At 34.6% G+C, this 16,911-nt stretch carries 11 protein-coding genes and 1 pseudogene; 3 read left to right on the plus strand and 9 right to left on the minus strand.

The annotated features are described in order from the left end of the window. Positions 1 to 95: 95 nt before the first annotated feature. Together EXC55_RS03000 and lepA are read left to right on the plus strand one after the other, a co-directional pair. Positions 96 to 1,118 (plus strand): hypothetical protein, encoded by a 1,023-nt coding sequence (locus tag EXC55_RS03000; RefSeq protein ID WP_129623186.1) that lies wholly within the window; start codon positions 96 to 98, stop codon positions 1,116 to 1,118. A 152-nt stretch (positions 1,119 to 1,270) separates the two neighbouring features. Further along, positions 1,271 to 3,071 (plus strand): annotated as a pseudogene (gene lepA / locus EXC55_RS03005) (translation elongation factor 4). Between the two features lie 49 nt (positions 3,072 to 3,120). Here lepA and EXC55_RS03010 read toward each other — a convergent pair. The 9 genes from EXC55_RS03010 to trpS form a co-directional block, all read right to left on the minus strand. Continuing rightward, the gene (locus tag EXC55_RS03010; protein WP_129623187.1) at positions 3,121 to 5,748 is read right to left on the minus strand and encodes a hypothetical protein; all 2,628 of its coding nucleotides are present in this window, start codon (positions 5,746 to 5,748) and stop codon (positions 3,121 to 3,123) included. Between the two features lie 247 nt (positions 5,749 to 5,995). Beyond that, positions 5,996 to 7,135, minus strand: coding sequence for a site-specific integrase (locus tag EXC55_RS03015; RefSeq protein WP_129623188.1), 1,140 nt, complete (start codon positions 7,133 to 7,135; stop codon positions 5,996 to 5,998). A 79-nt stretch (positions 7,136 to 7,214) separates the two neighbouring features. Further along, on the minus strand, positions 7,215 to 7,532 hold the full coding sequence (locus tag EXC55_RS03020; protein WP_129623189.1) for a hypothetical protein: 318 nt from the start codon (positions 7,530 to 7,532) through the stop codon (positions 7,215 to 7,217). Positions 7,533 to 7,551: 19 nt separating this feature from the next. Next, positions 7,552 to 7,815, minus strand: coding sequence for a hypothetical protein (locus EXC55_RS03025; protein WP_129623190.1), 264 nt, complete (start codon positions 7,813 to 7,815; stop codon positions 7,552 to 7,554). A 64-nt stretch (positions 7,816 to 7,879) separates the two neighbouring features. Next, positions 7,880 to 8,599, minus strand: coding sequence for a phosphotransferase family protein (locus EXC55_RS03030; RefSeq protein WP_129623191.1), 720 nt, complete (start codon positions 8,597 to 8,599; stop codon positions 7,880 to 7,882). 121 nt (positions 8,600 to 8,720) lie between these two features. Beyond that, complete coding sequence (locus EXC55_RS03035) at positions 8,721 to 11,618, minus strand: hypothetical protein (RefSeq protein WP_129623192.1); 2,898 nt, start codon at positions 11,616 to 11,618, stop codon at positions 8,721 to 8,723. Between the two features lie 48 nt (positions 11,619 to 11,666). Continuing rightward, positions 11,667 to 12,086, minus strand: coding sequence for an MAG3450 family membrane protein (locus EXC55_RS03040; protein WP_129623193.1), 420 nt, complete (start codon positions 12,084 to 12,086; stop codon positions 11,667 to 11,669). Continuing rightward, a complete protein-coding gene (gene thrS, locus EXC55_RS03045; protein WP_129623194.1) occupies positions 12,079 to 13,824 on the minus strand; it encodes a threonine--tRNA ligase in 1,746 nt (581 codons plus the stop codon). The genes EXC55_RS03040 and thrS overlap by 8 nt, the downstream gene beginning before the upstream one ends. A 54-nt stretch (positions 13,825 to 13,878) precedes the next feature. After that, positions 13,879 to 14,874, minus strand: a complete 996-nt coding sequence (trpS, locus tag EXC55_RS03050; RefSeq protein WP_129623195.1) for a tryptophan--tRNA ligase — start codon at positions 14,872 to 14,874, stop codon at positions 13,879 to 13,881. Between the two features lie 315 nt (positions 14,875 to 15,189). Between trpS and EXC55_RS03055 the strand changes: the two genes are divergently transcribed. Beyond that, entirely contained in the window at positions 15,190 to 16,884 is a 1,695-nt protein-coding gene (locus EXC55_RS03055; protein ID WP_129623196.1) for a lipoprotein 17-related variable surface protein, read from the plus strand. Positions 16,885 to 16,911 lie beyond the last annotated feature (27 nt).

Consider the following 16,911-nt stretch of genomic DNA (forward strand, 5'->3'; position numbering starts at 1 on the left):
ATTGAACTTACTTGCGAAACTTCCAGTTTAACTTTCCTAATTACCACAAAGAATACAATACCAGCGCACCTGATTCAGACAGTGCACACTCATTTATGACTGACTCAACAATGGTCGACTTAAGTGGCCACAACTCACTTGTTTATGCTGATAGTTACAGACATGTTGGTAGCGCAGAAAACCAACAACTTGCCACTGCTAACTTTGGTGCACAAGTGTTCTACTTTAACTTCAAGTTCAACGTTGACGCTAACAACGGTAACCTCTCAGCATATGTGAAAAATGCTGAAACTTACACTTACTTACCATCAGCAGCCTTCCTTGCTAATATCCTTGACAACTGAACTCCCGCAGGTATGGGCGGCCAAGTTTTACGGAGCAATAACTTTGATGCAAGTCGTTATGCCAAAAGTACAGAATGATTCGACACAGTCTGAGCAGTTAACAGTGCAACGCAAAAAGGTGGTTTCGTCTTTGATGTCAACGATGCTAAACGCACCGTGACACCAGAAGAATTCACCAAATTCATTAGTTACAACGTAATAGTTGATACAACTAAACGTTTCGAATATAAAATGTCAAGTGAAAACAATGGCGCCTTCCGTCAATTTAACCCAGGTGGTAATTCTAGTGGAGCTAAAATTCCTTACCAAACAGTAATTGATAATTGAAGCACAGAAAACAGAATTCAAAGATTGCGGCTTGAACCTACGCATATGAAAATTATGCACTTCCACAACTCAGGTAACTCACTCATCTACGACAATCCTTATGGTTATGGTGTCATCTACCGTTCGATGTTAAGTGTTAATAACTCAAACTTAATTTCGGATAATCAACTCTACACAGGCACAACTAACCTCGATACTGAAACTGTCTTCCGTGATTCTTACAATATTTCGACAAGCACTCCTGATTATGGTATACCTGGTAAAACAACTGAGTTGTGAAACTCACAAAATCACTTGTTAGGTTTATTAAATAGAAATAATGATGATTATTTTCAAAATATCGGTTCACACTATACTTACTTGCCTTACGAAAACAACACGCAAGATATTGCTAACACCAAAAATGCGTTTGTGAAAAACATTAAATTTAATGTCACTGCAGATTAATTCTGTTCTAGAAGCAACTAATTTATTTAGTTGCTTTTTTCTTTTAGGTCTAATTTATAGTTAGATATCTGAATACCTTATAATATATAAACATTAATTTATACTCTTAATTTAAATTTAAATGATTAATTAGAGAAAAATGGACGCACACTATGGATAAAACAAAAATTCGAAATTTTTCAATTATTGCTCACATTGATCATGGCAAAAGTACTTTAGCTGACAGAATCTTAGAACTTACTGAAACAGTGAGTGCGCACGACATGGATGACCAGTTTCTTGACCAAATGGATCTTGAACGTGAACGAGGCATTACCATTAAGTTAAATGCCGTGCAAATCAAATACAAAGATTATATTTTTCACTTAATCGACACGCCTGGTCACGTTGATTTTACTTACGAAGTTTCTCGTTCTTTAGCAGCTTCAGAGGGTGCTTTGTTACTTGTTGATGCTACCCAAGGCATCGAAGCGCAAACTTTAGCAAACGTTTATTTGGCACTTGAAAACAACCTTGAAATCATTCCAATTATTAACAAAGTTGACTTACCATCAGCCGATGTGGAACGTACCAAGCAAGAAATTGAACAAGTCATTGGTCTTGATACTTCCCACGCAGTGGCAATTTCAGCTAAAACCGGTTTAAATTGTGAAGCCGTACTAGAAGCCATTGAAAAATACGTGCCGATGCCACCTAATGCTGATGATTCTAAACCATTACGTGCCTTGATTTTCGACTCGTACTTTGATGAATATCGTGGTGTGATTTTGCTAGTGAGAATTTTTCAAGGCAAGCTAAATGTCGGCGAAAAATTCAAATTTATGTCAAATGGTGTTGAGTACAACGTAGCTGAACTTGGTGTGCGCAATCCAAAAGAAACTAAGAAACCATTCTTAGAAGCAGGGGAAGTTGGTTGGGTGGCTGCTACTATTCGCGATGCGAAAGAAGTTCACGTAGGGGACACTATTACGACTGTAGAAAATCCAGCCTGAGAACCCTTACCAGGTTACAAGAAAAAACAACCAGTGGTTTTCACCGGGTTTTTACCCAGTTGACACACGCGACTACATGGAACTCAAAGAAAGTTTGGAAAAAATTTCTTTAAGTGATAGTTCGATTACTTGAGAACAAGAAACTTCAAAAGCCCTTGGTTTTGGTTTCCGTGTAGGTTTTCTTGGTATGTTACACATGGAAATTTTGCAGGAACGTTTAAATCGTGAGTATAAAATTGGAATTATTGCTACTTCACCGTCAGTCGAATACAAAGTGTATTTAACTAATGGCAGCGTGGAAAGCATTTCCAACCCATCGCTTTTGCCAGAACGTACGCAAATTCAAAAAATTGAAGAACCTTACATTGAAGCAACTTTAATTTTGCCAACCACATACATTGGTAACATTATGGAACTTTGTCAAAACAAACGTGGTATTTACCAAAGCCTTGATTATATCGACGAAAGCCGTGTGCGCTTAGTTTACGAAATGCCTTTAGCTGAAATTGTGTTGGATTTCTTTGACCGCTTAAAGAGCTTGTCGAAAGGTTATGCATCTTTTGAATACGAAGTCATTGGTTACAAGGAAAGTGATTTGGTTAAAGTCGATATTTTACTTAACGGTGATAAAATTGATGCTTTTTCAATTATCACGCAGCGTGACCAAGCCTATCCGCGAGCGCGTGATTTGTGTGAGCGTCTCAAACAAGAAATTCCACGCCAAAACTTTGAAGTACCAGTCCAAGCTGTTATTGGCAGCAAAATTATTGCCCGGGAAACAATTAAAGCCTACCGGAAAGACGTAACGGCAAAACTTTATGGTGGTGACGTCACTAGACGGCAAAAGTTACTTAAAAAACAAAAAGAAGGTAAGAAACGGATGAAAATGCTTGGCTCGGTTGAAGTGCCTCAAGAAGCTTTTCTTAACATCCTCAAAACCAACTTGGATAACAAAAAATAAAAGTTTTAAAAATGACTCGTGCGTACGAGTCATTTTTTGTTTCTTTGGTTTAGTATTGAATTGGCGTAAACTTAATACTTTTGACAAATCTTGCCTTGGTTGCACTAATGTCATTAGTATTGTTTTGGTATGGTAATCATTTTCAGTAGTAACCAGGGTTGCGGTAGGTAGAACGATCGTCTGGGAATATGCTATCAGCAAAAATGTGATCACCATCGACTCAAATTTCTGTAGTAGCGTCTGGGAAACCATTGTACACAGTACCATTACCAACATCTCAGTATCGTTCTCAGTTAAACCAACTATTAGCCGCTGTACTATTAGTTAAAGTTGTGGTGTTACTAATTAAGTTAGGGTTGTTCACCGTTAACATTGAACGATAGATGACACCATCACCTAAAGTATTAAGGTAAATTAGCGAGTTACCTGAGTTGTTAAAGTGCATAATCTTCATGTGAGTTGGTTCTAACTTAAGCCGACGTGTTTGGTTGTATTCACTAGGGGTAAATGACAAGTTATAGAAGTAGTTTTGCTCAAGTAATTCCGATAAATTTTTTGAAGATACATACACTGTGTTACGGTCAGTATTGAAGTAATCAAAACGTGTAGTTGAGTTAACAATAGTGTTGTAACTAATGAACTTGTTGAAATCTTCCGCGCTGACAGTTTTGCTGCCATCATCAACATCAAAAGCGAAAGCACCTTTAGTTTCTGGTGAATCAACTTTTCAGGTTACACCAAAGTAATCACTTGTTTTACCGGCACCAGAAGCTTCAATCATTTTACTTCTTAAGTATTTGCCAGTTGCTGCATCTTTATAACCATCGAAATTGTTAATTGCGTTAGCTTGGAAGGCACCTGATGGCAAGTAGGTGTAAGTTTCAGTTGCTTTTGGATAAGCATAAATTTTACCTTGAGCGTCAGCTTCAAATTTAAAATTGAAGTAGAACACTTGAGAACCAAAAAGTGCTGAGCCACGTAGTGGTTGACGAGTGGATTCGTCAAAGCGATATTCAGTACTTAAGTCTAAATTGTTGTACACGCTTAAGTCGACGTGTGAAGTTGTTAAAACCATCGGTAAGAGCACTTGAGCATAGTTTCACAAACCATCGTTGTGGAAACCAAATTTACCAACATTATACACAAGTTGTCTGTTGACATCAAGTTGGTTGGTACGTGAACTTAATGGTGACAAACTAAAGGCAACTTGTGAAAGTTTTTGTTTAATACCTTCGGCACTTTCCCATGTAGGTAAGTAGTAAATTGAGTTATTAAGTTCAAAGGCTTCGAATAAGTTATCAGTTTGCGAACTATATCTTGCGTGGTTATTAAATGTGGTGTTGTTGCGATCGTTAATTGCTTTAATTCAAGGCGAACCAAACTTAGGTTGCTCACCAACATTATCAAACCTTAAGATTGTGTAAACATCATTATTGTGCACGTTAGAAGGTAATTTCGGTAAGCTTTGGAAGTAAGTTGGCACTGTCACCACCACATTTAATTCACCGTGATATTTATCGACAGCCATTTTCACGATTTGGTTGTCATAGTCAAGTCATAATGAAGAGAATGATTGACCGTTTGAACCTATTTTATAGTTACCTGTGATAACTCTCTCACCTTCCATCTTAAAGTAATTATTGTGGTATTTTGGCATGAAAGTTTTTCACGCTGCTTTTTCTTTGACAGTTGGTGTAGTGGTGAATTCAAGGTAAGGATCTTGACCAGTCGCAAGACTTTCTTCGGTTTGTTTGTAAACACCTTGGTCGCCAATATTAGTTTGGTTTACTGGTAATTTGTCATAAATTGCTGAGACAAAGGCTTGAATGTATTTATTTTGTACCAGTGGGTTAGTCCATTCTTCATTCTCTCCTAAGACATACTCTGCATTTAAATTAGCTAGGTAATGACGATTAGCTGAGGAAGTTACCCGCGTATTCAAGTTCGCGAACAAGGTTGATAAGTCAAAGTTAACAGCGTTTGGTTTGATGATTAAATTTGGTACGATGTGACTAACTACTCACTGGTTACCAACTAATTTTTCTACCCGTACTTTGGTAAGAATTTCACGAACAGTGTTGTTGTTAGTTTTAACCCCTTCAGCTGTACCGTTTTGGTAACGATATCAACTTAACACATTGTTTTTACTCTTGACTAATAACTTAATTCTTGTGTTGGCAGGATTTAATTCACTACCAGCAACTTTTGTACCATTAACTTCTCAGGTTACAGCTGTACCGTCTAGCGTACCGGTAATACCATAGAAGAATGAAAACAGATGTTTAAATTTATCATCACCTGTGACATTAATTCAGTGGAATTTAGTGTGTTCGTTAGTCGAAATTACACCAGCACCACTAATTAAATTAAGATCAAATTCACTTGTGTCTTCTAAAGGATTTTTTGTGCCAAGATTTTCTTTTACGTCATTAAGATAGTTTGCAAAGTTATCGTTAGTGATGCCTGGAGCAACTTTATTGCCACCTAACATTGAGTTGTAAGTTGCCAAAGCTGTTTGTGAACTTGGAGTTACTACAGCTGGCGCGTTGTTATCACCGGCAGCCAAAATGTTTGTTAAGGCATTCTTTGTGATGGTGTTGTCTTGAAGGAATTGTGAAACAAATTTTTCACCGCCAAATTCACGTAGATAACTATAGAATTGAGCTAAATCTGACATTGTAAGGTTTTTTCGGAGCAAATCAGTTGAAGCCAATAACGAGTTTTTTGTCTCGCTTGTTTGACTATAAATTGGATCAATGTTAAGTAAATTAAGAAAGATTTGTACTCTGTTTCTAAAGTCTTTGAGAATATGAGCAGTGAATTTGCCGTTGTCGAAAACGTTAGTTGGAATTTCTAAATAAGCACCAGTGTCCTGGAAATTATAGTTTTTGTTTTAATTGCAGAAATTGCGCTTCTTTTGCAAATTACGATTCAAAAAAATCTTTTTTCGTTAGTAATTCGTAAATTTTAAATAACAAATTCTTGATGATCTGGAGATCTTTGTTGTTAGTTGTAAAAATTTCGTTAGTGCTTTCTTGACTGTGATAATTAGTTTGTGTTTGCATATGCTTGTCGACGTTTAGGTTTATACCATAGGCGGTTTCGATAAATTTATTGAATTGCACATTAATATCTGCAAACGGTTTAGAAAATTTGTTTCAGATGGTTTTAACTTTGTTAGGGCTTAAATTGATGTAAGTACTTTCCAAAATAGTAGTGTTTTTATGACCAGAAAGCCCTTTAATTTCTGAACTTGAGGCGCCCTCTTGAGCTCAGTTTGTGATAACGTGATGTCTTAGCACGTGTGTAGAAATAGTTTTGTTGACAAAAATGTCACCATATTGTTTTTTAATTTTTCGACTAAACATTTTAAATTTATCGCCGATTTGTTCAGCACTGAGTTTTTGGAAGTAAGTTAAATTCGTTTTCAAAATTTGCCGAAAATGTTCTGCTTCAGCTTTGTTGGTAAATTGTGGCATTCGCACATATCGTTTGTTATTGTGTTTGAGGGTACCAATAATAGTTTCTCCGTGCTCAAGTAATTGACGAAAGTTAATGTTTTCCCATTCGCTTAATCTGATCCCGTTATAAGCATAAATAAAAAAAATAAAACAAAAGTTATCACTAAGTTGCTTGGCTTCCTTTTGCAAAATATTAAATTGTAACTCCGTGTATCCTCCTAAACGTTTGATTGCAAGTCTTTGTTCACTTTTGTAACGCAGAATATTTTCAATTTCAACTTCAATTTTTTTGAAGTTATCGTATCGTTTTAAAATTCGTTTGTATAAGTAAATAAAAACTGGTTTAAAGCCTTGTAAACGTTGATCCTTGCTAATGTTAGCAAAAAAATTTTTAAGAAACTTAAGGAGCTGGGAGTTACTTTCATAAATTTCGATTTGGTCAAAAACACGCAATTTCTTAATGTAATTGTAAATCGTGCTTGCTTTAAGAATTCCCTTTTTCTCATCATCTTGCATTTTTTTAGCACATTGCTTAACATAAAGTGATGAAAGTGATTTTGCGATCAATTTAAATCTTTTAAGATGAGTTATATTGCTTTGCATTTTTTTCTCCGTGTATGTTGATTTAAATATAAAAAAAACATCTACCAAAGTAAATGTTTTCTTTTTTTGTATGAATAAATTATCTTTGTTCTTTAATTTTTCTTAATACAAATTGGTAAGCTTCTTCTTTGTTGCTCATTCTTGCGTATACCATTAAAATTGCTTGAATTAGTAATGCCACAAATAATAAACCACTTCATAATAAATTACCATAGCTAAATAAGAAGGTTGACGATAATTTAGTATTTATAGTTGATGACAATAAAGCTAATACTAGAAAAATAGATATGAGAACAACTAACACTAGTGAAAAGATACTTCTACCTTTTGATTTTTCAAAATATTTAATTATTACAAAAATCGAGCATGCAACAGCTAAAACCACAAGTAAGATCATAACTAATGCTAATACCACACTACTTGTTGTAGCAGCGTTTTCTCCAAAGTAAGTTGGAATGTTTTTTTGCTTGATCTGGTATAAAACCAAAAAATATTACAGCAGTTGTAAGTAAGAAGGCTACAAACTTATTATCTATAGACTCAAAATTTACAAAAGCTAATAAAGCAGCAAATAAAGTGATAACAGCAGTAAAAATAACTGCGAGTCAAACAATTGATAAAGAAAATCTTAATTTTTTGTATTGAAGTTGGTTTACTGAACTTACTGAATTGTTACTCATTTTTTTACTCCTAATACTAGTATGATTATTTATATGAATAAAATATAAAATTAATATTTAAATTTTACAACAATTCATTTAATTTATCTATTTTTTTTAGATATTGCTCGATTTCAAAAGGAAGCTGAATTTGTGCTAAGGCTCATAAGACAACTAGATAATTTACAATGATTTTATTTTGAATTAATCTTTGTTGGTTAATCGAGTCAAAGTGTGTAAGTAAAAATGTTTCTTGTTGTAAATTTAACTTGGATGCTTCAATAAAATAGGCTAGTTCAAAGTGAATATCACCCATTGTGGCATATTCTCAATCCACAAAGTAAATTTGATGGTGTGAATCTTCAACCAAATTAATAGGTCAAAGGTCATTGTGCAAAGGCCAAATATTTTGGTTTTGTGCTAAAAAGTCAAAAATTTGCGTCTTGAGTTGGAAAATGTGCGGTAAATCAGCCCTTGGCAAGTGTTTTTGCTTAATAATTGCTAAATAATGATTTATTCTAGCAACTAAGTTATTAGCCGGAAACTTAAGTTTGCTCAGATGTAAAGTATTTAAATGTTGAGCAATTTGCTTTAAATTTTGTTCCGACATTTCCGGTACACTACCATCAATATATTCTCATTTGGAGAATTCCCTTTGATTAGCAATTAAACGGGGCACAAATGAAAACTGAGTAAGCAAACTGTAATCAAGGTGATGGTTAAAACCAGTGTAATTTTTTTCTTGGTAAAAAAATTTACCATCACGAAAAGATTTGTTGGTGTAACCTTGCTGAATTCTTTCCATTTATACCTCTCTAATTGTTAGACATATATTATCAACATATTTAAATAAAATTTAAGCAAAAAGTTGTGAATTTTTGCAGAAAAAAACACAAGGCTTAGTTAAGCATTGTGTTTTTTGTTAATTAATAATCAATAGTGTTGAATTTAATGCTTTTAACAAAACTATTTTTTGCCGCTGTGACTACAGTAGTGTTGTTTTCGTAAGGTAATCATTTTCAGTAGTAACCTTGATCAGTGAAGCTAGCACGATTAGCTGGAAAGACACTGTCGGCAAAAATGTGATCACCATCGACTCAAATTTCTGTGGTGGAATTAAAGCCGTCATATGGTGTGTTATTACCAACATTTCAGTATTTTGACCAACCAAAAGTACTTCCAATTGAGGTGTTTGAAGTTAAAAGGTCGCTCTCACTAATTAAGTTAGGGTTATTAACTGTTAAGGTTGAACGATAGATGACACCATCGCCAAGCGCATTTAAGTAGATAAGTGCATTACCTGAGTTGTTTAAATGCATAATTTTCATGTGAGTTGGTTCCAATTTAAGACGACGTGTTTGGTTTCGAACGCCTGGTTTGAAAGCAACATCGTTATAAAAGTTTTGATGTCCAAAAGCGTTTCAAGTTGTGGCAGTGGCATACACAGCATCACGATTGGTGTTTTTGTAGTCAAAACGCCGATTTGAATTAACAATGGTGTTGTAACTAATAAATTTCACAAAGTCACTCGCTGTTACTGTTTTGCCGCCATCATCAACATCAAAGGCAAAACCACCTTTTGTTTCTGGGGAATCCACTTTTCAAGTCACACCAAAGTAATCACTAACTTTAGTAGCGCCCGAGTTTTCAATAATCCGACTACGCAAGTATTTACCACTAGCAGGGTCTTTGTAAGGTTCGAAGTTACTAATTGAGTTAGCTTGGAACACACCAGATGGTAAGTAGGTGTAAGTTTCTGTAGCTTTTGGATAAGCAGCCAGTTGACCGTTAGCATTAACATTGAATTTAAAGTTAAAGTAGAACACTTGTGCACCATACAAAGCAGTACCTCATTGACCAGTACCAGCAACTTGATCGTAACTATAACTATCACGATAACTTAAAGTGTTAAAACTACCGAGACGATAGATATTACTTTGTTCACTCGTGTCGGTATAAATTTGTGGTATCAACATCATTGCATAGTTAGAATTTCCATCAGCTACCTGTGTTCACTTTGCCATTAAGTAAAGAATTTTTTGTTGCGCTTCAAGATATTTAATATCTGAAGCAAGTGGTGAGTGCAAGAAAGCTAATTTTGATAAAAATTGTTCTTTTGGCAAGTTGTTGTCAGACACAATTCTGTCTGGTAAGTATCAAGAACTATTACTTAATTCTAAGGCTTCCAATAAATTGTCATTTTGCGCAGCATAGACGGTGTTGTAACGACCACCATTGGCAGCATCGTCATATAAATATTTCATTCAAGGTTCTACGTAATTTGGTTTGGTTGGGAATTTAGCAAGCGCGGCCAAACTATCATTGGTGACAGCATATGGGTATTTTGGCAACGAATTAAAGAAAGTTGGGACAGTAATGACCACATTTAACTCATTGTTAGAGAAGTCAGGTGACATTTTGACAATTTGGTTGTCATAATCAAGGTAAAGTGAACTAAATGATTTACCGGTAGCACCGATTTGGTAGTTACCTTGAATAATGCGTTCACCTTCTAATTTAAAGAAGTTGTTGTGGTATTTTGGCATGAAGGTTTTTCACGCATTTTTCACTTCCACAGAACTTTCTGAGTAAGCTAAATATGGATCCTTACTTCAGTCAGGATTCTTGTTAAGGTAGACCCCTTGGTCACCTTCGTTGTGTTCACTGGCAACAAGACGATCATAAAGTGATTGCACTATATACTTAGCATAAGTTTTTTGGTTTTCACTTGAACTTCAATTCACATTGTCATAAGTGTTATTTAAATCAAAGAGTACTTGGGCAGTGTTAGCTGAGGTTACTCTCGAAGTTAAATTGCTAAATAATTTGGTTAAGTCAATGTGTGCAAGGTGTGGTTTGATCAAAATGTTTGGTGTGATTTGACTTATCACTCACTGGTTACCAATTAATTTTTCAACTCTTGCTTTAGTTAAAATGGTTCTAATGTTAGTTCCGTTTTCAAAAGTTGTGCCTTCTGGAGTAGTCGAACTACCATATTTTCACCAGTTGAGCACGTTATCTTTACTTCTTACTAATAACTTAATTCTGGTGTTAGCAGGATTTAATTCACTACCAAGAACTTTTTGACCATTAACTTCTCACTCAATAGCTGAACCTTGCGGTGATTTTTTTAGACCATAGAAGAAAGTGAAAAGATCTTTAAAGTTAGTGTCATTAGTTACATCTAACCAGTGGAACTTGGTGTTAGTGTTAGTTGAAATCGAACCTGAACCAGTAATTAAACTTAAATCAAATTCCGTTGTATCTTCTAACACATTGTGCGTGTTAAGGTTAGTTTGAATGTTTGTTAAGTAAGTTCTAAAGTTATTATTCGTTACTCCGTGAACAACTTGGTTGAGCCCAAAAATTGAGTTATAGGTTAATCCAGACTCAGGAACAGATTCACTGATCACACTTGGCGCATTGTTATCGCCAGTAGCAAGAAGGTTTGCTAAAGCAGTTTTAGCTACTGCATTGTCTTTGAGTGTTGCGAAGCTAAATTTCTCACTAGCAAATTCACGTAGATAACTATAGAATTGGCTTAAATCTGACAACGCAAGATCTTTTCTTAACAAATCAGTTGAAGCTTTTAGTGAATTTTTGACTTCACCGCTCTTGCCATAAATTGGATCAATGTTTAACAAGTTAAGGAAAATTTGCGCTCTATTTCTAAAGTCTTTAAGAATGTGTGCGGTGAAGGTAATGTTGTTAGCTTGGTTGTTAATCACATTAACTTCATTATCTAAATATTCACCAACATCCTGTAAATTATAGAATTCGTGTATGGTTATTTTTCCAGGACTAACGTATAACTTTGCATGCACAACAAAATAAAAAAAACAACTTTGCAGTTGTTTTTTTGGCAAGTTGAATTAGTTTTTCTTAGCTTCGATTTTGGTAATTAAAATGTTCATTAGTAAAGTGACAATAACTACAAGCACAAACACCACAATTACACGCGCATACAACGGGAAGCCTGACACATAGGCAGTTGGTGTCATAAAACAAAATAAGACAACCATCGGCACGGAAAAGTTAAATGAACGTGCGTTTAAAACTTTTAATTTAACTAAGAGAAAATCTAACAAAATTGCGAATAATCCTATACCATAGGTACAGCCAAAAACAATTCAAAAATTTTTAATTAAATTGTTGTTACCGATGTCGTTTGTCCCAGTAATATAAATTGCTGTTAAGGGTAAGATAATGAAAATGATAAAAAATAAGGTTGAAGTTAAGGCTTTGTAACTGTAAGTTGTTGGTTGTTTAGGTTGTTTAGCGTTTTTACTCATATTTTAGTTTTTTGTGAGTTAGTAAACTAATAAATTCAGTTAATGGTAAGTTGATAGTTTCTTCTTTACCGTATTCACGATAAGAAATAGTCTTACTTTCGGTTTCTTTAGCACCTAAAATAACTTGGTATTTAACTTTATTAATTTGAGCTTCTCTAATTTTCTTTGGTAAGCGTTCATCCTTATCATCTAGTTTTACACGGAAATTGTGTTCAAATAATTCATTATAAACTTCACGTGCGTAAGCAAGATTTTCAAGGTTGTTTACCGGAATCACTGAAATTTGTCTTGGTGCAAGTCAGAATGGTAAATTACCCTTAGTTTGTTCGAGTAAAATTGCCACAAAACGTTCATAGGTACCGATTAAACCGCGGTGAATCATCACTGGTCGCACTTCTTGACCATTGTGATCTACATAAGTAATGTCAAAGTTTTTTGGTTGTAAGAAGTCAAGTTGAATCGTTGACACTGTAATTTCATGGCCTAAAGCCGTATCAATTTGAATGTCGATTTTTGGACCATAGAAGGCTGCTTCACCATATTTTTCTTCGTAAGGAACACCCAAATCATCTAAAGCTTGTTTTAGTTTCTTTTCAGCATAGTTTCACATCTTGTCATCATTGAAGTATTTATCTTTTTGATTATCACGGAGTGAAAGTGAAATGTAACTAATTTCGATTTTGAAAATTTCAAGTGTTTCCTTGATTAATTCGTACATCGCTTTAACTTCTTGGTCAATTTGGTCTTCACGCACAAACAAGTGTCCTTCAGTTAAAAGCATACCACGCACTCTTTCAAGACCAGTAAGTGCACCTGATTTTTCATAACGATAAAGTTGACTTTGTTCCGAGTAACGAATTGGTAAATCGCGGTAAGAACGTTTTTCCATTTGGTAACACACAATGTGGTGTGGGCAAGTCATTGGTCTTGGAATTAAACGTTCGTTTTCAACAATGAGTGGTGCAAACATATCATCTTTATAGTGAGCTAAGTGACCACTAATTTTGTAGAGTTCTTCGTTACCAAAGTGTGGTGTTAAAACTTCGGTAAAACCATACTTACGGTCTTTCTTAAGAACTAAATCACGAATTTCGTTATGAATATACATTCCGTTTTCTAGTCAAATTGGTAAACCTTGACCAGTAAGTTGGTCAAAAGCAAAGATTTTAAGTTCTTTACCAATTTTACGGTGGTCACGTTCTTTACGTTCTTGGAGTAAAGTTAAGTAAGCATCTAGCTCTTCTTTTTTGTGTCAAGAGGTACCATAAATTCTAGTGAGTTGAATATTGTCACTATTTCCACGTCAGTAGGCACCCGCAAGCGAAAGCAATTTAAAGTTTTTTATTACTTTTGTACTTTCTGTATGGTTACCAGCACAAAGGTCTTTGAAGACAATTTCTTTATTCAAGGGATCTTGCAAAGCATAAAAAGTAATTTCTTTACCCGCTGCTTTTAATTCGTCGTAGAGTTCTTTTTTATAGGGTTTATTGTCAAAACTGTATTGACTTTCTGGAATTTGAATTGTCACTAAATTACGAGCTACTAATTTTTTCATCAGCTTTTCAATTTTGGCTAACTCTTCATTACTAATTGGCGTTGGAAACTCAAAGTCATAGTAAAAGCCTTCTTCGGTAGCTGGGCCAAACCCAAGTTTAACACCAGGATAAAGTTGTTCAACAGCAGCACCTAAAAGGTGACTGGTGGTATGGTTTAGTTGTTTATCTGCATGAATTTTCATTTTCTTTTCTTCCTTTGTTTTGTTGCGGAAATAACTATTTGCTAGTATTGTTAGTTAATTGAAACCCATTTTAGCTTTGAGATCACTTACAATTGGGGCGCAAATTTGCTTAGCTTTAGTAGCGCCAGCAGTTACGACTGCGTGGACTTGGTTTTTAACTTTTGCATAATTAGTTTGAATTTTAATTAATTCATCTTTTACCACTTGTGCGACTGCTTGTTTAAATTCAACATAATTAGCATCTTTGAAACGATCAGCAGCAGCTTCAAGTGAAATGTCTGTCAAGGCGGCATAAATGTGTAGAAGATTAACTACACCAGGTTTGTGGTCGGCAATGTAAACTTTGTTTTCACTATCTGTGACAGCTTTCATAATTTTGTTGTAAGCTACATCAGGATCATCGTGTAAGTAAATTGTTGCTTTTGAACTTGCTTCGCTCTTCGACATTTTACTTTCTGGATTAGTTAAAGATTTAATTCTTGCACCAACAGGTGGAACAATACCATTAGGAATTGTGAATTTAGTTTTGTAATTTTTGTTAAAACGTTGTGCAATTTGGCGTGTGAGTTCAAGGTGTTGCTTTTGATCTTCACCAACAGGCACTACATCTGCGTTATAAATTAAAATATCAGCAGCCATTAGCACTGGATACATCAATAAGCCAACTGGAATTTTTTCTGTCCCATTGTCTTGTTTTGCTAACTTTTGGCTCTTGTCTTTAAATTGAGTCATACGGTATAGTTCGCCAATGGCGACTTCACTTACAAAAAGTCATTGTGTTTCGGCGTGTTCAACCAAGTCAGACTGAAAGAAAATTGTAGCTTTGTTTGGATCGAGTCCGCAAGCTAAATACATAGCAACAATTTCATAGCGAGCTTGGTAAAGCTCTTTAGAGTTGATTGTGCCTGTAGTTAAGGCGTGTAAGTCAGCCACAAAAAAATACGAATCATATTGATCTTGCAATTTCACGAAATTTTTCAGAGCACCAATGTAATTGCCCAGAGTCAAATTACCGGTTGGTTTAATCCCACTTACTAAACGTTTTTGCATACTACCTCTATTTAAAAATAAGCTAATAAATAAATATAATAATACAAAAATATGTTTTTGTTTGTTTTTCGCTCTTTTCGCAGCCAGGAAGAAGGTTAGAAAGACAACAAAACCTAAAATAACAAACAAAGAAAAATAAAATTTTATGGAAAACTTTTCCAAACATCTTTTCGAGTCAAATATGTGAAAAAATGTTAGTTTTTCATTTTTTTAAGCTTTATTTAGCAAAATTCTTAAAAAATACTTATTAATATATAATAAATCAATATTTACTTATTTATATAGTATTCATTTACCAATTTAAAGGAGTACTTTATGAAACCAGGAAAAGTCTTTCTCACCACAGCATTAGGTGCGATTTTAGTTGGAACTACTTGTGCAGTTCCTGCGGTGCTATTAACTAAGAAAAATGAACAAAGAGTTGAACAAGCAACTTTTGTCGAAGAAATTAAAACAACGCCTTTAACTCTTGCTTACGCACAAGAGGCGCAAAAAGCAACAACGAAAGTAAGCGCACTTAATGTTGCTGATTTTTCACTTAATGTTCAAACTGAAGGTCAAACTACACCCATTCCTTTTGTTTTAAAAAACCCTGCTGTTACAACTACTTATAAAATTATTAGTAGCAATACAGATATGATTCAAGGAATTGCAGTAGTACAAGTTACATTTACAAAAAACACAAGTACAACAGTACGCACTTTTACAATGTCAGGTTTTTTAAAAGAAGCAACTCAAGACGAAACTGTGGCAAAATTGATTTCAGATGAATTGCTTAGCATTGGTAGTGCTAAATTAATTGCACAAAAGAATACGGCAGACTACTTACCAAGTGAAATTAAACCTGCGGACATTCAATTACTCAATCTTAAAGGTTCTCCGTATCAACAAAAAGACCAATTTGTTTACGATCTTAATTTAATCCCAGATGACCAAAAAGGTACATTGAAAGTCGAAGTAAGCATCGCTCTTAAGAACACCAATGACACCAGTAAACGTGTGTTACCTACTCCAATTACTAACTTAATGACTTTGGAAACACACAACAAAATTGCAACTTTAAACAGTCTGCTTGATACTTTTGCTAGTGTGACTTGAACAAAAAGTGGTGCCACAGCACCAACACAAAGTGTATTTTTACCTTCAGAAATTGCTACGCAAGCGCAAACGGAGGAGTTCACTTTTTATCGAGATTCTACACACACAGAAGCCACAAAAATCACTTTGCCTGATGGTGTTAAAGTAATTATTACCACGAAAACTCCTTTTGATCGTGACGGCAATTTAGAACTCACCTTAACTTTAAAAGAAAATGAGTTAAGTAGTAAAAGTAAAACCATTGTTTTGAAAAATTGCCTAAACTTACCACAGTCATACTTGAAAAAAGATCTTGAACGAATTGCAGCAGTTATTTATACTAAAAACAAGCAATTATTACCAAGTGAATTGAATCTAACCTTTGCTGATTTAACGCTTAATGCAGGTGAGTTTGTTCCCTTTTCACAATATACTTATACCTTAATTAATGTTAAAAAAGATGATCGCGGTGCAACTCCAAGTGAGCAATCTACACAAACAGGCACTTATTCGTTTCAAATTCAAGCACAAGATGCTAATGGAGAAACATTTTCTTCGCAAGTTTACACTCTTGATGGCTTCTATACAACATCATATGTGCAAACTCAAAGAGAAGAATTAGACAACTTATTAGCAAAAGCTTATTACGCTGATCACTTACATTTTGATGGTGAAACTACCACTCCTGAAAACAAAAGTGAATTATTCCCTTCTGCTGTAATAGCGCAAGCTAACTTTGATCAAGGTGTTGTTTTGTACGCACGAAGTGGTGAAACGCTTGATTTTGGTACAGGCAAAGTAATTAAAGTGCTAAGAAAAACAGCAAATGATATGTCTGGCAAAATTGAACTAGAACTTGCTCTCTATGATTCAGCTACCAATATTACTAGCACTGCTAGACAATTTACAATTACTGGTTATAAACATAATTAATTTCTAGAAAACAAAAAATCGCTTTAG

This window comes from Mycoplasmopsis columbinasalis, from assembly GCF_900660705.1.
Taxonomy (GTDB): Bacteria; Bacillota_I; Bacilli_A; order Mycoplasmatales; family Metamycoplasmataceae; genus Mycoplasmopsis; species Mycoplasmopsis columbinasalis.